15 protein-coding genes are annotated in these 17,265 nt (G+C 61.9%); 1 reads left to right on the top strand and 14 read right to left on the bottom strand.

From position 1 onward, the window contains the following. Window positions 1–78: 78 nt before the first annotated feature. Entirely contained in the window at window positions 79–2,376 is a 2,298-nt protein-coding gene (locus BLR94_RS23520) for a DUF1631 domain-containing protein (protein WP_084308338.1), read from the bottom strand. 291 nt (window positions 2,377–2,667) lie between these two features. Here BLR94_RS23520 and nadC point away from each other — a divergent pair, with 291 nt between their 5' ends. Next, complete coding sequence (nadC, locus tag BLR94_RS23515) at window positions 2,668–3,516, top strand: carboxylating nicotinate-nucleotide diphosphorylase (RefSeq protein WP_084308337.1); 849 nt, start codon at window positions 2,668–2,670, stop codon at window positions 3,514–3,516. A 50-nt stretch (window positions 3,517–3,566) separates the two neighbouring features. On the opposite strand, the gene trpC is transcribed toward nadC, so the two are convergent. The 13 genes from trpC to BLR94_RS23450 all read right to left on the bottom strand — a co-directional run bounded on the left by trpC (window position 3,567) and on the right by BLR94_RS23450 (window position 17,239). Continuing rightward, entirely contained in the window at window positions 3,567–4,403 is an 837-nt protein-coding gene (trpC, locus tag BLR94_RS23510) for an indole-3-glycerol phosphate synthase TrpC (protein WP_084308336.1), read from the bottom strand. Continuing rightward, complete coding sequence (gene trpD / locus BLR94_RS23505; protein ID WP_084308335.1) at window positions 4,400–5,446, bottom strand: anthranilate phosphoribosyltransferase; 1,047 nt, start codon at window positions 5,444–5,446, stop codon at window positions 4,400–4,402. The genes trpC and trpD overlap by 4 nt, the downstream gene beginning before the upstream one ends. Then, window positions 5,443–6,039, bottom strand: coding sequence for an aminodeoxychorismate/anthranilate synthase component II (locus BLR94_RS23500; protein ID WP_084308334.1), 597 nt, complete (start codon window positions 6,037–6,039; stop codon window positions 5,443–5,445). Before BLR94_RS23500 ends, trpD begins: the two co-directional genes overlap by 4 nt. A gap of 446 nt (window positions 6,040–6,485) precedes the next feature. Further along, window positions 6,486–6,962: a hypothetical protein gene (locus BLR94_RS23495; RefSeq protein ID WP_084308333.1), complete on the bottom strand. Its 477-nt coding sequence runs from the start codon at window positions 6,960–6,962 to the stop codon at window positions 6,486–6,488. A 45-nt stretch (window positions 6,963–7,007) separates the two neighbouring features. Next, entirely contained in the window at window positions 7,008–8,918 is a 1,911-nt protein-coding gene (locus BLR94_RS23490) for a right-handed parallel beta-helix repeat-containing protein (RefSeq protein WP_084308332.1), read from the bottom strand. Between the two features lie 75 nt (window positions 8,919–8,993). Further along, complete coding sequence (locus tag BLR94_RS23485) at window positions 8,994–12,026, bottom strand: host specificity factor TipJ family phage tail protein (protein ID WP_084308331.1); 3,033 nt, start codon at window positions 12,024–12,026, stop codon at window positions 8,994–8,996. Continuing rightward, entirely contained in the window at window positions 12,023–12,403 is a 381-nt protein-coding gene (locus tag BLR94_RS23480) for a nitrite transporter (RefSeq protein ID WP_084308330.1), read from the bottom strand. The genes BLR94_RS23485 and BLR94_RS23480 overlap by 4 nt, the downstream gene beginning before the upstream one ends. Continuing rightward, a complete protein-coding gene (locus BLR94_RS23475; RefSeq protein ID WP_084308329.1) occupies window positions 12,400–12,906 on the bottom strand; it encodes a DUF1833 family protein in 507 nt (168 codons plus the stop codon). Before BLR94_RS23475 ends, BLR94_RS23480 begins: the two co-directional genes overlap by 4 nt. Continuing rightward, window positions 12,903–13,433 carry a hypothetical protein gene (locus tag BLR94_RS23470; RefSeq protein ID WP_208601363.1) on the bottom strand — a complete coding sequence of 177 codons (531 nt, stop codon included), beginning with the start codon at window positions 13,431–13,433 and terminating at the stop codon, window positions 12,903–12,905. The genes BLR94_RS23475 and BLR94_RS23470 overlap by 4 nt, the downstream gene beginning before the upstream one ends. Next, the gene (locus tag BLR94_RS28075) at window positions 13,433–15,766 is read right to left on the bottom strand and encodes a phage tail length tape measure family protein (protein WP_084308328.1); all 2,334 of its coding nucleotides are present in this window, start codon (window positions 15,764–15,766) and stop codon (window positions 13,433–13,435) included. Before BLR94_RS28075 ends, BLR94_RS23470 begins: the two co-directional genes overlap by 1 nt. A 279-nt stretch (window positions 15,767–16,045) precedes the next feature. After that, entirely contained in the window at window positions 16,046–16,279 is a 234-nt protein-coding gene (locus BLR94_RS28345) for a phage tail assembly protein T (RefSeq protein WP_084308327.1), read from the bottom strand. Between the two features lie 26 nt (window positions 16,280–16,305). After that, window positions 16,306–16,710 carry a phage tail assembly chaperone family protein, TAC gene (locus BLR94_RS23455; RefSeq protein WP_084308326.1) on the bottom strand — a complete coding sequence of 135 codons (405 nt, stop codon included), beginning with the start codon at window positions 16,708–16,710 and terminating at the stop codon, window positions 16,306–16,308. Window positions 16,711–16,720: 10 nt separating this feature from the next. Further along, window positions 16,721–17,239: a phage tail tube protein gene (locus BLR94_RS23450; protein WP_084308325.1), complete on the bottom strand. Its 519-nt coding sequence runs from the start codon at window positions 17,237–17,239 to the stop codon at window positions 16,721–16,723. Window positions 17,240–17,265 lie beyond the last annotated feature (26 nt).

Below are 17,265 nucleotides of genomic sequence, written 5' to 3'. Positions count from 1 at the left end.
GCGCTTTAAACGACTTGCGGCCCGATTGGGCCGCGAGCGGGGAAGCGTGCTGAGAACTCGAACGCGGATGCGGCCGTATCAGGCATTCTTGAGACGACGCAGGTTGCCGATCACCGATTCCAGCGCACGATCGAACAGCAACGCGTCATCCAGCAGGCGCACGGCATTGCGGCGGAACTCGACAGCCAGTCCCATGCGAGACTTCTCGAGCACCTTCATTCCGGTGCGATTGACGAAGATGTATTTGCCGGTTGGCTTGATGATGGCCGCCAATTTACAGCGCAACTTCTGGTCTTCATCTTCCTGAAACTCGACCCAGCTGCCGACACGCAATGCATCGACATGCCTCAGCGCCTCGTCATCGTCGGCCAACAACGGCTCGACATCCTCGACGCGAGCCTGCCCCGGGGCCAGCAAGACGATTTCCTCGACCACCTCGACCATCGCCGACACTCCGCCTTCATCCTCGGGCGGCAGCTCCAGCAAGGGCAGCTCGATGCCGACGGCGGACAGCGCAGTGCGCTGTACATCGTCGGATTCGGTGGGTGCATTGCGTTCGACATCGGGCATGGCCCGCTTGAAACGCTGGAATGCCTGCACGTGCAGGGCTTCGAGCTGGCCGAAGAACTCGCTGGTGGAAAACGGATCGAAGGCCGCGCTGGTCATTCCTTCACGCAACGCCTTGAGCAGGCCAGGCACCAGCTCGAGCAGACGCAGGCGCGCCTCCGGATTCTCGTGGGGCTCCACGCTCCAGATCAGGTCGTCCATGGTGGCCAGGGAGACGTGCCACTGCTCGGAATCAGTGCCGTGCTTGAGGCAGGTCAGCATCATCACCTTGCTCCAGGCTTCACGCAGCAGGCGCACGACCACTTCTGGCAGTGTCTTGCCCAGTAACCGTTCGTTCAGCGCCTGCTCGACCTCGCGACGCGCCAGCTCGGCACGGGCACTGCCCTCTTCGGCGTCTCGGGTGCGCTGCTCGAGCAGCTCGCTGCGCCGACGCTCATCACCGGTGAAGGCGAGAAAGTCGCCCAGCAACTCGGAAAAGATCGCAGGATCATCGGTGAAGTCGTTGAGCAGCCGCTGCACCACCTGCTCTATTTTCTGGTACAAGCTGTCGCGCTGGCTGTGGTCATGCTCGCCCCAACCGAGCGCCGCCGTGGCGATCTCATTGAGCAGGCGACGAGCCGGGTGACTGCCACGACTGAAGAAGGTCTTGTCGAGCACCGCGACCTTGAGCATGGGGATCTGCAGGCGGGCGATCAGGGCCTTCAGCGAATCCGGCAGGCTGCGGTCATCGAGGATGAATTCGAACAGCATCGACACCAGATTGATGACGTCCTCATCCACCTCACCCACCACCCGAACCCGACCGCTCTTGGCGCTGGCACGGGTCAACAGGTGCTCGAGCTGGGCACGCAGATCGACATCCAGCGGTGCCTGAATCGGCGCCCGCTGCTGCATATGCGACAACAGACGCATCAGGTCATTGGTGGAGATTGGCATGGCGTTGGCGGGGACCTGACGACGCATCGAAACGCTCTCCCGAGACTGCGCCAGCAATTGCTGCAACGCACTGAAGACCTCACGCACGTCGTCATCGCCGTAACTGGCGCAGGACAGGTCGACGCTTTCCGGCTGCTCAGCACGCCCACCCCGGTTGGCACCGGCAGCACGACGCGGCGGCACGGACTTCAGTTCAGGCAGCACTCCTGCCTCGACCAGAATGCTGTTGGCATCACCGTACAACTGCTCCAGGCCACTGAGCACGTACTTCTCGAACAGTTTGAGGATAATCAGCTTGACCTTGATCTCGACCCCCAGCCCGCTGCACGAGTCGAGGAACAGCTCGCTGAGCGACACCGGACCAAGCGGGTTGGATTTGTCGTCGAGTTTCTTGCTGACCACGGCATTGAGCCGGGTGGTGAGGTGGGTGAGTGCGATGTGGTCGCGACTCAGCACCTTGGCGATCATGGAGTCCAGCGCCACGGTCTCCTCCAGCTCGTCGTTCTGCACGAGGGACAGGCTGTCGAAGGAAACGGCATCGAGTGAGGGCGCCTTACCGACCACGTACTGGTTCAGGCCAGCGAAAGCCTCGAAGACCTTTTTCAGAAAACCACGCTCGATGCCCTTGCGCTTGAGACGCAGGTCGCGCATCGCTTCGAAGAATGCATTCTGTTCGGCGTTGCTGGTGGCGCGATCCGCCATGTCGAACAGGGTATCGTCGGCATTGTCGAACAAGGCCTGCAAGGCATGCTTGAGCTGCGTGGCAGCACGCTCACGAACCTGGATGAGAGACGCAGGTAGCCTGCCGGCCGCGGGATGAGCCGCTTCGGAAACCATTTTATTCAGATGCACGACATTGGCATCGGTTTTCATCACGATCTCCTGCGCACTGCGCTGGCGGAGCAAGCCGAAGCTGATATGCGAACGCTACCTTAGCGTCAATGATATGGCGCCAATACTTCCATGCAAAACATTATAGGAATGCCGCTGGGAGATACCAACGCAAATTCCTGCAGATATGACGTACGTCACAGGTACCCGTGGCGTCTTTCACGAAGCTGCGCATGTGACCGAGTGTTACTGCCAGGGTTCATTATCAGCCGATGAACGTAACGCGGCCGGCAACAGCCTCTATAATCGCCGCCTCAGCCAATCGGAGGCCCCATGCCGAACCTACTGCTCACCGAACTCCGCGCCGAAGTCGAGGCCAATGTCCGCCGCAGCCTGCGCGAGGACATCGGCAGTGGCGACATCACCGCTCAATTGATCCCGGAGTCACGCCTGGCCCATGCCACGGTGATTACCCGGGAGGCTGCGGTGATCTGTGGCACTGCCTGGGTCGACGAAGTGTTCCGCCAGCTCGACCCACGCGTAGCGGTGCACTGGCAGGTACAGGATGGCCAACAGGTAACGCCGGACCAGGCCCTGTTTCACCTCGAAGGCCCTGCCCGCGCTTTGCTCAGTGGCGAACGCAGTGCGCTGAATTTTCTGCAAACCCTGTCGGCCGTGGCGACCCGCTCCCGGCACTACGCCGATCTGGTGCAAGGCACCCAGGTCAAGCTTCTCGATACCCGCAAGACCCTGCCCGGCCTGCGCCTGGCACAGAAGTACGCCGTCACTCAGGGCGGTTGCCACAACCACCGTATCGGCCTGTTCGACGCCTTTCTTATAAAGGAGAACCACATTGCCGCCTGTGGAGGCATCGCCGCGGCAGTAGAGACGGCGAGAAAGCTGGCACCGGGCAAACCGGTGGAAGTGGAGGTGGAAAGCCTGCAAGAACTCGAAGAAGCCCTGGCGGCTGGCGCCGACATCGTCATGCTCGATGAACTGTCGCTCGATGACATGCGCCGGGCCGTGGCCATCAATGCCGGCCGCGCCAAGCTCGAAGCGTCTGGCGGCGTCAACGAGACCACCTTGCGCAGCATTGCCGAGACCGGCGTGGATTACGTATCCATCGGCACCCTGACCAAGGACGTCAGGGCTGTGGATCTGTCGATGCGCCTGTCGCTTTGAGCCGACCCTGAATACGACAACGGCGCCCGAGGGCGCCGTTGTCGTATTGGTCAGTCAACGTCAGGGCTGACGATCAGTCGCTTGCGCTCGGGGAAGAACAGCCGCTCCAGTTCGGCTCCCGGATTGTCCGCACGCATGAACGCCTCGCCGACAAGAAAGGCATACACGTCGCTGATTTCCATCAGTTCCACGTCGGCTCGGTTGAGGATGCCACTTTCGGTGACCACCAGACGGTCGCGGGGGATGCGTGGCAACAGGTCGAGGGTGGTCTCCAGGTTGACCTCGAACGTATGCAGGTTACGGTTGTTGACACCGACCAGCGGCGTGTCCAGCACGTTCAAGGCACGCTCCAGCTCATCGCCGTCATGCACTTCCACCAGCACGTCGAGATCGAAAGCCTTGGCCGTTGCCGCCAATTCGCCCATCTGCGCATCGGACAGCGCCGAAACGATCAGCAGCACACAGTCAGCGCCCAGCGCCCGCGCTTCGACGATCTGGTACGGATCGATCATGAAATCCTTGCGGATCACCGGCAGCGAGCAGGCACTGCGCCCCTCCTGCAAGTAGCGGTCAGCCCCCTGGAAAAAGTCGATATCGGTGAGGATCGACAGGCAGGTCGCGCCCCCTTCCTGATAGCTCTGGGCGATTTCCGCCGGCACGAAGTGCTCGCGCAGTACACCCTTGCTCGGCGATGCCTTCTTGATTTCCGCGATCACCGCCGGTTGTTTGCTTTTCGCCTTCTCGATCAGCGCAGCGGCAAAGCCGCGTGGCGCATCGGCCGCACGCGCTTCGCGCTCGACCTCGGCGAGGCTGACGACCGCGCGCCGCGCCGCGACCTCCTCGGCTTTGCGGGCGAGGATCTTCTCCAGAACGGTGGGAATGCTCACCCTTCATTCTCCTGTTTGAATACCGCAGTAAAGGACACCAACTCTTCCATTTTCTCTCGGGCCAGACCGGTGTGCAGCGCGTCATGGGCCAGGCTCATGCCGTCACCCAGGCTGTCGGCATGATCAGCCGCATACAATGCAGCACCCGCGTTGAGCACGATCATGTCGGCGGCCTTCTGGCCAACCTCGGTCTTGCGACGGCCCAGGGCATCGCGAATCAGTTGCAACGATTGCTCGGCATCCTCGACGGTCAGGCCTATCAGGCTCTGGCTCTTGATGCCGAAGTCCTCGGGCTGGATACGATATTCGCTCACCACGCCGTTCTTCAGTTCGGCGACAAAGGTCGGCGCGGCCAGGCTGATCTCGTCGAGACCATCCTGCGCATGCACCACCAGCACGTGCTCGCTGCCCAGACGCTGCAGCACTTCGGCCATCGGCCGGCACAGCGCCTGGCTGAATACACCGATCACCTGGTGCCTCGCGCCAGCCGGGTTGGTCATCGGGCCAAGCATGTTGAACAGGGTACGCAGGCCAAGCTCACGCCGTGGGCCGATGGCGTGCTTCATGGCACCGTGATGGGACGGCGCGAACATGAAGCCGACACCGACCGTCTCGACGCAGCGCGCCACCTGGACCGGTGTAAGCCCCAGGTAGATGCCGGCGGCTTCGAGCAGATCGGCACTGCCACTCTTGCCCGATACCGCACGGTTACCGTGCTTGGCCACCTTGCCACCCGCCGCCGCGACGACGAAGGCCGCGGCGGTGGAAACATTGAAAATGTTCATGCCGTCGCCACCGGTGCCGCAGGTGTCGACCAGCCGTTCGGCGGCGATCTCCACCGGCGAGGCCAGCTCACGCATCACGCTGGCGGCACCGACGATCTCGTCGATGGTCTCGCTCTTCATGCGCATACCCATGAGGAAGGCGCCGATCTGCGCGTCGGTACACTGCCCGGTCATGATCTCGCGCATCACCGCGCGCATTTCCTCGGTGGACAGGTCGAGCTGGGCGACGATCCGGTTGAGGGCATCCTTGATGTTCATGCGCGCACGCCTCCGGCCTGCTTGAGGAAGTTGGCGAACAGCTCGTGGCCCTGTTCGGTAAGAATCGACTCGGGGTGAAACTGCACGCCCTCGACGTTGAGGGTCTTGTGCCGCAACCCCATGATCTCGTCGATGGAGCCGTCTTCGCTGGCGGTCCAGGCGGTGATTTCCAGGCAGCTCGGCAGGCTGTCCCGCTTGACCACCAGGGAGTGATAACGGGTCACGGTGAGCGGATTGTTGAGGCCGGCGAACACGCCCTTGTCCTCATGGAAGACCGGGCTGGTCTTGCCATGCATCACCTGACGGGCGCGCACCACATCGCCGCCGTATGCCTGGCCGATGCTCTGGTGCCCCAGGCAGACGCCGAGAATCGGCAGCTTGCCGGCAAAATGCGCGATCACCTCGATGGACACCCCGGCTTCGGTGGGCGTGCAAGGGCCCGGGGAGACGACGATGCGTTCAGGCTGCAGCGCCTCGATCTCGGCGATGCTCAGCTCGTCATTACGAATGACATGGACATCGGCACCCAGCTCGCCCAGGTACTGCACCACGTTGTAGGTAAAGGAATCGTAGTTGTCGATCATCAGCAGCATGGTGGATTTAACCCTTTGATTTTACTGCTCTTCAGCCAATCGCCCTGTTTCCAACGCCCTCATTGGTACCCGCATTATTTCATGCTGGGGACAAAGACGGTCTGGGGCTGGAGCAAGGCAGAGAGAATCATCCGGCATGGCCGGAGAAAAAGATCAGGCGCGCCAACGCCAACGGGCGTGGGCCTTGATGACTCGCATCAGAAGGGTGCTGCTGGCATTCACGGGGAAGGTCTCGCATTCATCTGCCCGCACAGTAGCCCAGCAGGCAGTTGGCGCGCAACTGGGAGAGCGCCTCATCAAGGATGCAGTGAATCGATGGTTCGCAGTATTGACTGGCGATGACCTCGCCACATTGATCACCGAGGCTCCTCACACAGACGCAAAAAGACCCGATGGCGCAGGAAATACCTGCGCCATCGGGTCTTTTCATGTCAGTGATAGCGAGCTCACGCCACCTCTCGCACGGCAGCGGCAAACCTTGCCCGCCAGCGCTGCGGGTGCGGCTTGCCCGGTCGCCAGGTACGCTCATACAGGTCCCAAGCACCGACAGGATCGTTTGCACAGGGCAGCGGCCTGGGATCCGTCCACAACAGCAGGCGGGCGAAGACTGCGGCCAATACGTCATCATGCTCGAGCGCGGCCCAGGCCGTCGCCGGCTCCGGCGTAACGCTGCGGGCAATGCAGACGGCCAGGGCGTGCTTGCGGCTCGATACGTGATTCAACACACCGCGCACGCCGCCAGCCTGCTCGAACTGCCACAGGCCCCGGGCCGGGCCGGCCGGCCATTGCCGCCGGCGCTGCTCCGGGTCTTCTTGCTGGGTGATCGACAGCAGCATCACCTCCGCCATGGCGCCGGACAGGCGCGCAGGCAGAAGCGCGAGAGCGGGCGCGATGGCCCGTTCCCTGAGTTCTGAGAGGGTCATGGGATTCTCCAGGCATGAAAAAGCCCGCTCGAGGCGGGCTGATGATTATTGGCTGCCGGTCTTGTAGTAGGGGACTTTGACCTGACCGACCTGCGGATTGAAGATGGTCAGGTAGCCTTCTGGGTTTGCCGGCAAAGCAGCCGCGGGACCTGCGGTGCCGACCGTCAGCGATGTGCGGCCGCTGAGGGTGGCGAGCGTGGTTCCGCCCTCATAGGGCGTTCCGGCCAGAGCCCCCCAGTTGTCCCCGGTGTATACAGTCGCCGTGTTCAAACACTCAACGAAATGCAGAGAGCCACCGGTACGGTTGGCGCTTGCTCTGTGCGTCCCGGCCCCCTCGATATAGATCAGGGACTTCGCGGCAGTGCCCGATGCAATCGTGCTGTTGTCATCGAAATCGATCAGATCGCAGATCAGCGCCCCGTAATTCAGCGCCTGGAAGCTGTGATCCAGCGTGTCCGCGGAGCAGATGTTGCCCTTCACCTTGACCCTGGTGCAGTGGGCCAGAAGAACTGCAAAATTGACGGTGCTGCCATCAATGATGTTTTCACTGACCAGCCCGTCCTCGAAGTATCGATACTCGATGGGGCGAGTAAATCCATCCACCGTATTGCCCTGGATGAACACCGCAGACCCCATGTGAATGCCGGTAGAAGCGTAGGCGTTGATGCCGATGTAATTGCTGATCCCGGACTTCTGGCGAAGCACGTTGCCGATCGCTGAAATGTTACGCAGCCGAGTTGATGCACCAGACTCTCCGTGGGAGATGTTGATGCCGGAAGTGTTGCAGTCCAGGCCAACGTTACAGCTCACCACACCATCGATACTGTTATGCTCGACAGTGAAGGTACCGTCACCGCCACAGTTCCTGGCGAAGTTGCCGGACATGACGAAGCCGATCGTTCCAGCGCCGACACCCAGCGCAGACAGGGTGCAGTTGAAGATTCGGTTTGCCGTCTGGATACAGTCGTTACAGGCCACGAACTCCATACCGTGGTTAGGAGACCCGTCCACCATGTTGTTCACGAACGAACCGCTGTCAGTGACGTACACCAACGAACCATGGGTACCGACATCGACGAATTCACAGAACGCGATCATCACGTTGGCGTTGCGAGCGCCGGCCAAGCCGTCACGCGACGCTACTTCAATCCCGCCATACTGCAAGGTGGGATCGTTGGCTGTTCCCGTGATCCTGAGCCAGGTGTAGGAAAGCGCATCACAGCCTGTATCGCCGGAATGCGCACGCACACCGGATTTCGCCATGCCGTTGCAGTTGATCGTACCGCCGCGCATTTTCTGATTGACGATCGCCAAGCCAAAAAATGCCGCATCCAGCATGGTCGAGGCGGTGACGTTGATCACAGAACCGCACAGATCGATGGCCTGGTTGCTACGCAGGTTAACGGTGGTCGCGATGTCATAGGATCGAAGGCCACTGCAAACGACAAGCGGAGCGCCAGTATCAATCGCAGCCTGGAATGCCGGAGCGTGATCGATCATGCCCTCGGTTATGTAGCTGTCGACACAAACCGAAAGGCTGCGAAGACGCGTGCGCTCAGCATCGCTGAGCATGTCCGATGACATCGATACGAACCTGCCTGACTCGCCCGGCCAGTTTCCGGTCAGCGTGTAGGCGAGATCCGCAGGGTCGGCAATCCGGTACTGGACGCCATCGCGAACGAAGGTCTGAGACGCGCGCTCGAGCGTCAGCCCCGCGGCATAAGCGACCGGAACCTCGAAAGCGCTGTCCCGCAGGAACTGCTGAAAGGCAACTGTCCGCCCGGATTGTGACTGCTCGAAGTTGTAGCGCATTCCGCCCAGGGTCAACCGATTGACCTTGAACCTGTCGGGAACGAAAGGTGTGGAGGCATTGATGTACTGGTCGAAGATGGCGGCGTTATCGAAAAGATCACGCGGATCGCTGCTGTCGATTGGATTGAGGGTATTGAAAGCCATAATGTATTTTCTCCAGATGTGAAAAATCCCACGACCCCGGGTAGCGGGTCGTGTCGTTGAGGTGATTAACAGGGGTTACGCCGGCGAGGCGTTGTCGTGGCTGTAGAAGATCGGGTCGTATTGCTTGGCCGTCACCTTGCAGCGGCCGTTGCTGTCGGGCTCGATGCTGTCGATCATCGCGGGATAGCCGACGCTGTTCGAGGAGCAGAACAGCAGTCTGGGTGGCTCCATCTCCCAATCGATGCCATCGAGCTGATCGCCGACGTATTGCAGGCCGACCGACAGCACATCGCTGCCGACACGACCGGCGCTGAGTAGTGGCGTTACCGATCCATCCTGCCAGCGAATCACACAACTCGGACCGCTGAATGCCCAGTCCAACCGCTCACTGGTGGTGATCAATACCCTGTCGCCGTCGATGGCGATCTGCTCGATCACACTGCTGATCGTTTGATTGCCGGGAATGTCATCCGCGAAGATCAGGTGGTCGATCACGCGGTAGGCCAGTGCATCCATCTCGGTTTCCGTCTGATGGGTGATGCGCTGATACAGATATTTCAGCAAGCGCCGCATACCGATACGCCAGGCGCGCGTGCGATCGTGCACACCGTCGAGGGTGTAGGTCTCGATTTTCAACGGGTCGACGCTGTCCAGCCGGCACTCGACGATTTCCTCCGAAAATGTCAGTGGGTTGATGTACCTGACATCGACTCCGGTGTAGTCATCCTCGCTGGGCGCCACGAACGTGGACACCAGCTCGGCTGTCTGGTCGTGCGGCGTGAGCATGCCCTGGGCGGGCTGCACGCCCTCCCTGGCCGCCGAGATCATGCTGTCCTCAATCACCAGGTGGCTCATGCCGGCGGCGAAGATTTTCTGCAGCGCTTCCTGCGCGGTGATGGCCTCTTCGAAGGTATGGTCAAAGGTTTCGCCCCTGGGCGCCCAATATTCCGCGTCGAGCTGCTGCAGTTGTTCACTGTCGAGGTCCGCCAATGGCATGCCCAGGCTGGTACACACGTACGCGGCAGCAGCAGAGATCGAGCGGTTCTCACCCCGCCCATAGAGGCGCGTACCCACGAGGCTGACTTGCCGATCCGACTGCGCCGAAAGGCGCGAGCCGGTGCGAACCGTGAGCGCGATGATCGTCACATCGTCATAGCGCGTCGGGCGATCGAGCAACCGGCCGCGCAAGGCGTACCACTGGGTGGTGTCTACACTGTTCGACCAGCCGGGGTTGGTACCGCGTCGTACCCGCACCAGCGGGCGCAGCGGCGTGGCGAAATCGATACCATGGGTACGGCCGAAGCCGTCCTTCGTCATTTCCTCGTAATTGGTGACGATACGATTCCATTCCCCCGTTTTCACATCCGCCCATTCGACGATCACCTGGGAGTAATAGGGCCGGGAGCGCCCTTTCTTGTCAGTGTGCATGAGCCCACTCGGAAAAAAGATGTCCCACTCGAGGCGGTCGATCAACTCACCCTCGGGACAGCCCATGAACGGACCGATCCAGTTTTCGCCCGCGTGAGTCGTGGCGCTCAGCTCGAAATCCAGCAATGTGCGATCGGTGAAGCCAGGCCAGCCGGTATCCACGATTCCCGCAGCATTGAGGCGCTGCACGGCAATGGTGAGCCCGGTCACGTCGATGATACGGTAGCGGTTCTGGCGATGCCCGATCGCCAGCCGCTGGGTGCCATTCGGCAGGCCGGCGAACGGCTGACCGTCGTCGTAGCGCAAGGTGATTTTCGCCAGTTGCTCAGGCGCGCCGCCAGTGGATGCCGAGCCAGTGACGAACACGGGGCCGATGCCGAATACGGCTACTGGTGAATTGCTCTGGCTGATTTCACCGCCTCGGAAGGGACTGCTTGGTTCCAGGATTTTCAGGCGCCCCGATTCATCCTGCGCCACCAGGCCCATGCCCGACAGTTGTGAGGTGATCGCCGAGACCACGCCGCTCATGTTCAGGTAGTCGGCCGTCAGGGAGACGGATCGCGTGTTGCCACCATAGGTCAGCGACCATACGACGCCCGACGACGAGAAATCATAGGTCGTCGGCGCAGCGCTTGCCGTTACGCTCGAAGGGCTGCCACCGGTACCCGGAACGGGCGGCGCGTAGGCGGTGAAGCTGGCGACGACCAGATCCAGATCCTCGGTGGCGGCCGACAGTGAAACCTGCATACCCGCGAACGGCGCGAGCTCACCCAGCGGCCCGGCGATCACGCTGTGCGTAGTGCTGCTGGTTACCGTGAACGAGTCGGGCACCACCAGGTTGATGACGGTGCCGGCGCCCCAACTGTCAGGCAGAGACGGCGAGTCGCCGATCAGCGTGATGCTGGATCCGGCAAGCACCACGGCATCGGCAAGGGGCGACGTGGTTTCGCTCGGCGAGTCCAGGTCCAGCCCCGCAGTCGCGGCCTTGGACCCGCCGACTTCAGCCACCGAATACCAGTTCTCGCTGCGCGAATCACCACCGACGTACTCGCCTGGAGCGTAAATCGTGTAGCTCACCTTATCGCCGAACGCGGCGATGGGCGTCTCACCGATCCTGATGCGGCTCGGCGGGATGCTGAACTGGCCGACACCGACCGACAGGAACAGGCTGGTGCGCACGTCTCGGCCGCTAACGAACCGACTGATGGGTTGCACGACGTAGTCCGGGAAAATGCGATCGGTGCCGAGCACCTCGCGGATCACCTGATAGAGCTTGACGCTGTTGGCCTTGGCCGGATTCAGGTCGAGCTTGTCCCCCGTGCTAGTGCTGCTGTCCGGCATATCGGTGTTCAGCGTGAGCGCGTACACAAGTGTTACGGCGGCAATGGCTGCCGCAGCCCAGGCCAACACAGCGACCACACCTTCGCCGAAAGGCACCGGGTAAATGCGCACATCAGCCTCCGCCTGTAGCACGAACTCGGCCCAGGCCGAGGGCGGCACCTGCTCACCGTCGACATCGAAGCTGATCGGCGGCACGTCAAGCGTTTCGAACGCTTCGACGTTGCGTTGCATCCATTCGGCGATCGTGCAGGCTTCGGCCAGATCATGACGCTCGATGGCCGCACCCTCTTCGCTCGGGTACAGGTTGATGGCATGACGCGATGGATAGATGCGAATCATCGATAGAACTCCACGCGCAGCCAGCGCCGCTTGAACCGCAATAGCGGCGTGCATGAAAAACCCCGGCCCGGGTTGCACTCGGCAACGCGCAGCCCGTCCGGAGCCCCAACCACCACGGCGACGTGCGTCATCAGGCTGCCGGTGTAACAGCAGGCGACAGCGCCCGCCTCCGGCTCGCAGCGCTCACGCTGCGCGACAAAGCACGTGCCGTGACGGTGCAGCCCATCCTCCTGCTTGGTGATCCCATCCCACGCGGGCCATTCGTCCAGGCCCAGGTCGTGGCGGATTTCCAGGATGATTCCGTAGCAGTCAACGAACGGCCACACCCGGCCGCCCTCGAGCCAGCGGGCATCGAGGTATTTACTGGTATCGATCATGCGATGCACCTGAGTCCTGGGAACTTCTCGAGGGTGTAAAGAACGCGCGGCCAGCCGGTGTCCAGCAGATTCCGGTGGCCAGCCGTGACGTCCACCTGGGTCGGCGTCCACTGCCCGCTCTTCACGTCGAAGCGAAAGGGACGCTGCGATGGCGCCGCCATGTCTGGCCAGAGATAGGTGCGCAGGACGACAGAGGTCTTGAGCCGGGCAACCAGCGCGTGCTGAAGTGCGTTGCTAGCGGTGCCGTCTATGTTGCACAGGGCGAATTTCAGATCCTGGGTACCGTCCAGGTTGCGAGGCGGAATGGCCACGTCCATGGCAAAGGCCTGGAACGTGACGGTCTCGCCGGTCTCCAGGCGCGCCTCGGCATCCTCGAAGTCCTTGACGAAGAAGTATCGCTGCGCCTCGATCGCCCGGGTCGCATCGCCCGCGATGTCGATCTGCAGGGTCAGCAGCTCGACGTCACGGCCGCCGCTTACGTAGAACCGATTGAGAATGGTCATGCGTCGGGCCACTCCTGGTTTTGTGAATAGTCGAAGACGGCCATGTGCACCTGATAAGACGACTGCGGCCACTCACGGTTGATGGTCAGATCGATGAAATTCATGTAGCGAAGCGCCTCGGGATAGTCGAGTCCCCAGCCGCCCTGGATGACTGGACGCTCGCGCAGCTCGAGGGTCGAGGTGAATCGCCAATAGCGACCACCAATCAGTGCCGGTCCGTCGTATATCTCGATGAAGCGGCAGCGATAAGACTGGATGCCCGCCGGGGTCTTGAGCTGCATCTCGAACCAGAGGGCCCCGTCGGCGAGCGCATCCTGAAACCACGCCTCGAACAGCTGAGCCTGAGCGTCACTGACAAACAGCCACGTGATCGGCACCTCTGTGGGCGTGGAACGATAGTTGCGCCGCTGCCTCGCCCGGCCAGACTGCATCGATGTGCGCAGCAGCGGGCTGACAGGCGTAAACGCATAACCTTCCTGCTGCGGCATGGGCAACAGGTGGTGCGGATATTGCGGTAAATCGGCCATTACGACTTTCTCCTGCCCACGGCGTAGCCCGATTGGAGGCTCCGAGAAACGGTGCCCCTGCCCGCCGCCAAGTCATTGGAAACCTGCCGATAGGCCAGCGCCGCCCCCTCGGCCGTTGCTTGCTTCATCAGTTCGATGGTGCGCTGGTCGGGGTTGCCGTTGACGTTGAATGTCTGTTCAACCCTGCCACCCATGCCGGGCGACTGGTTGCGGCGAACGTCGTCCAGGGTCGCGTCGAGCTTGGCGCTGGTGTTGGCGGTGGTGACGCGCTCGCCCTGCTGCAGCAGCCAGGTGCCATCCGCCGGCACAGAGTCGATACCGGAGTGGGCCATGCCTACGAGGCTGATGCTCGAAATGTCCGAGACGATGTTCGCCGTGGCCGAAGCCACCATTGCCATCGCCACCAAGTTAGCGGGAAATGTGTTAGCTGCAGCCAACGCGATCCCGGTTTTGATGGCTATCATCGATTGTGCGATAGACATTGCTTTCTGCGCGGCAAACATGGCCTTGTAGATACCAGACTGCTCGCCGCCGAAGTTCCGTGCTATATCAGACAGACTGCCGAAAAGCGATTCGGCAGAATCCAGGGAAGCCAGTTGGCGAGCTTGTTCAATCCGAGCGAGTTCATCCTCGTGCTGCTGTTTGAGCGATAGCTCCTCCGCATCCCAAATCGCAGACAGGTCTGCCCTTTCGGCCCGAAAGGTCTCCAGCATCTGCAACTGTTCGTCGTACCACGCTTGCAGTTCAGACTGCGCTTCGTCGATTTCCTGAAGCGTTCCCCAAGCATCACCAAGCAACGCGTCCGCCCCCTGGTAATGGGGCGTCTGTGCAGTAGCATGGTCGACGATCCGTGCCGCCCTCTCGTCATGCTCGTCATGCTCGCCATCGCTCAACCCCTTGATGGCCTCCATCACCGCCAGGCGCTCACGCATCTGGTCGGTCAGCACATCCTCTTGAGAAAGCGGGCGAGTTGAGGTGGGTAGATCCGTTTGCGTCTGCACCCCGTGCGCCGTAGCCACCTGCGCGGCCGCGTCGCTCTTGCGTGGCAATGCCCGCAGCGGCTTGTCGGCCACCGCAGGGAGAGCGCTGGCCGCTGCCGCCGAGGCCTTGGGCCGATCAGGCACGGCAGCCTCACGTAGCACATGCTTCGCTTGCTCGGCCTGCTTCACCAGGTCGGCTATGGCCGAGCCTTTGAGCGGCCTCTCGAGGTTCTCGCGAATGGCTGCCGCCGCCTGCGCGGCAACCTCTAGGTTGAGCTTCGCATCGGCCCGGTATTGCGCGGCTCGCTGCGCGAATTCGGCTCCCCCCGCGAAGTCAGGGAGGTACGACAGCGCGGTGGCTGAATCGGCAGCCAGACTCTGTATTTTTGCCGCTGCCGTGGCATACATGCCGACCAGCGTGTTGCCGAGCACATCGAATACGCGAACCGCACCGTCACCGGCATCGATGATGAACGGGATGGACTCGATGACCTTGGAAGCCACGCCGGCCATGGCATCGGTGAGTGCCACCACGCCCGCCTTGGTCGCGGGGTCAGTCAGCGCCGCGTTGAGCGCCTCGATACTCAGGCGTGCAGCCTCAAGGCTACCGTCCTGCCCAGTCAGCAGGCCGTCGACTGTGTTCTGCAGAGCGGTCAGGGCGCCACTGAAGGTGTCGCGTGCCGCCTGTGCCGCACCACCGTATGACTCACTCAGCGCGTCCAGGATGATGCCTTGCGCATCGGCCATCTTGCCAGTGGTTTTGAACTGCCTGGCCAGCGCCTGTTGTTCATCGGTAACTTGCAGGCCTTGCTTGCTCAGCTCGCCAAGCCCTTGCGACGGCGCACGCAACGCCTGTCCGATGGTCTCGGCCGCCTGGGCCACCGTCATTCCCGTTCGCGCCGCCATGTCCATGGCACTCTGCATGGCCGTGCTGAACTGGTCGCCGGCGACATCAGTGAACGCCAGCAATGCGGTCTGTGCGGTGTTGATGTCACCCGTGGAGAAAATGCTGCGTCCTTCCATGACCGCAGCCATATCGTTGAGCTCGGCGCGGGTGAAGCCCGCCGCTTCCCCCGTCGAGCGAAGCACGGCCGCCAGTTGGGCCTGCTCGGCCTCGGCGGCTCTGGTCTCGGCCACGAACTTGCTGAAAATGTCCCCTATGGACACACCCACGAACGGCTTGGTGAGCACACCAGACAGTCCTGACCAGGCTTGGGACGCAGACTTGGCCGCGTCCGAAATACTCTTGGCACTCTTTTGTGCATGCCGCTCGGCCTGGTCGAGCGGCGCCGTGAATCCGCCGATCCGCACGACCAAGTCGAGTTTCAGGGCTCCGAGCGAGTTGCTTGCCATGCCTTTCTCCTGGCAATAAAAAACCCGCCGAAGCGGGTTATGGGTCTAGCGGAAAACCAGCCGTTGCTCCACCAGGCACCGAAGCGCCCAGGGGAGCAAACGCCCAGCCCAACAACGTATGCACCGCCTGTCTTCAGAGAAGACCCGCGAAACGACGCCGACACGACAGATGATCACACCAACCAGCATACGGCCCTCGTGGCGCTTGGATGCCTGCTCTGTAACCACTGGCTTCATGCCGCTCCCCTGCCGGGAGAGTCGCGATCTACCCGTGCAGCATCACCCCCACGCCGCCATCGCATCTTCCACCGTCGGTTCACGCTGTTCCGCGAACGGCATGAAGTCAGCGACGCTGTAGCCTCCCTCCTTGATTCTCAGGTTCGCATAGAGGGTCGCCAGCAGGGCAGCCCCCCGATCCACGCGCATGCCCAGGTGCAGGGTGCCACGCGTGTTGCGAAAGCGTATCCAGGACAGAAACTCGGGGTAGCTGAGCCGTTCCTTGGCCTCGGCGATAGTGCGCCCACCGACTCCGTTAAGTACTAACTCGTGCCAGAGTTCGTCTTCTTCGCAGAGGACTTGCGTGGGGGCTTCGCTTCCGGCATGGGCTTTCCCAGCCCATTGACCTCGCCGATCACGGCCAGTAACGCGATGGTCAGGTTGCCGTCGAGCGGGCCGCGAGCAGGGTCGGCCTCGCCGGTTATGTCGGCGATGGTGAACACCGGCTTGCCGTCTGCGTCGACGATGCTGCTGGCGATCCGCCCGGCCACGCCATCCAGCCCGTCGCGCCGAGCCAGCAGATCGACCACAGTGGAGCTGTAGGACAGCGGCCGTACATGAACGGTCGCCGTGTGGTCCTTGCCAGCCATGGCCCAGGTAATGGTTTTCTCGACCGGGGCGCCGGTGAAGGCGCCCAGGGTTTTCAGGGTATCGAGGTTGAGCTGCATGGTAGCTACCTTAGGCCTTGCGAATCCACGCGCCCTTGCCGGAGCGTTGAATGGATACGGCGGTTTTCACGGTGGTATTGGCGGCGAAGTCGAAGGGGAAATCGCCCACGTAGCCGTCGAACAGGAACCAGGTGCGCGAGGTCGGCAACACGAAATCGTCGCCCTCTGCATTCAGCGTCGGCAAGGCGGTCGAACCACCTTGCGCATCTTTCGGGCCGTCCGACCAGCCCAGCACCCAGCGGATCGAGTCGTAGACTTCGTCATCCGACTCGGCGGCCTGGTGCAGGCGCGCGTGCGACTCGTTGCGCGGGTCCGCATCGATGGTAAAGGTTGCCTGGCCAGGCGTGCGCAAGCCCTTTAGGTACTCGCGGCTGGTCTTGTCCAGGCTCTCGATGGTGATCTGGTCGGCCGGGTTGCCGCCCCCATTGAAGTTGTTCATGTTCTCGACCTGCAAGACGACGAAATCGCCGGGCGTGGTCAGGGATGGGAACAGCCCGAACAGCTGACTACCTTGGGTTTTAACTGCCATGGTTACTTCTCCTAGTGTGTTTCAGG

The organism is Phytopseudomonas flavescens (assembly GCF_900100535.1).
Lineage (GTDB): Bacteria > Pseudomonadota > Gammaproteobacteria > Pseudomonadales > Pseudomonadaceae > Aquipseudomonas > Aquipseudomonas flavescens.
Note: the sequence above shows the minus strand (reverse complement) of the source record. Positions and strands in the feature narration are given on the sequence as shown.

Bases quoted from the DNA above. Each gene is read 5' to 3' on its own strand.
- BLR94_RS23520 (WP_084308338.1), bottom strand. From the start codon at position 2,376: ATGAAAACCGATGCCAATGTCGTGCATCTGAATAAAATGGTTTCCGAA.
- nadC (WP_084308337.1), top strand. From the start codon at position 2,668: ATGCCGAACCTACTGCTCACCGAACTCCGCGCCGAAGTCGAGGCCAAT.
- trpD (WP_084308335.1), bottom strand. From the start codon at position 5,446: ATGAACATCAAGGATGCCCTCAACCGGATCGTCGCCCAGCTCGACCTG.
- BLR94_RS23500 (WP_084308334.1), bottom strand. From the start codon at position 6,039: ATGCTGCTGATGATCGACAACTACGATTCCTTTACCTACAACGTGGTG.
- BLR94_RS23495 (WP_084308333.1), bottom strand. From the start codon at position 6,962: ATGACCCTCTCAGAACTCAGGGAACGGGCCATCGCGCCCGCTCTCGCG.
- BLR94_RS23490 (WP_084308332.1), bottom strand. From the start codon at position 8,918: ATGGCTTTCAATACCCTCAATCCAATCGACAGCAGCGATCCGCGTGAT.
- BLR94_RS23485 (WP_084308331.1), bottom strand. From the start codon at position 12,026: ATGATTCGCATCTATCCATCGCGTCATGCCATCAACCTGTACCCGAGC.
- BLR94_RS23480 (WP_084308330.1), bottom strand. From the start codon at position 12,403: ATGATCGATACCAGTAAATACCTCGATGCCCGCTGGCTCGAGGGCGGC.
- BLR94_RS23475 (WP_084308329.1), bottom strand. From the start codon at position 12,906: ATGACCATTCTCAATCGGTTCTACGTAAGCGGCGGCCGTGACGTCGAG.
- BLR94_RS23470 (WP_208601363.1), bottom strand. From the start codon at position 13,433: ATGGCCGATTTACCGCAATATCCGCACCACCTGTTGCCCATGCCGCAG.
- BLR94_RS28075 (WP_084308328.1), bottom strand. From the start codon at position 15,766: ATGGCAAGCAACTCGCTCGGAGCCCTGAAACTCGACTTGGTCGTGCGG.
- BLR94_RS23455 (WP_084308326.1), bottom strand. From the start codon at position 16,710: ATGCAGCTCAACCTCGATACCCTGAAAACCCTGGGCGCCTTCACCGGC.
- BLR94_RS23450 (WP_084308325.1), bottom strand. From the start codon at position 17,239: ATGGCAGTTAAAACCCAAGGTAGTCAGCTGTTCGGGCTGTTCCCATCC.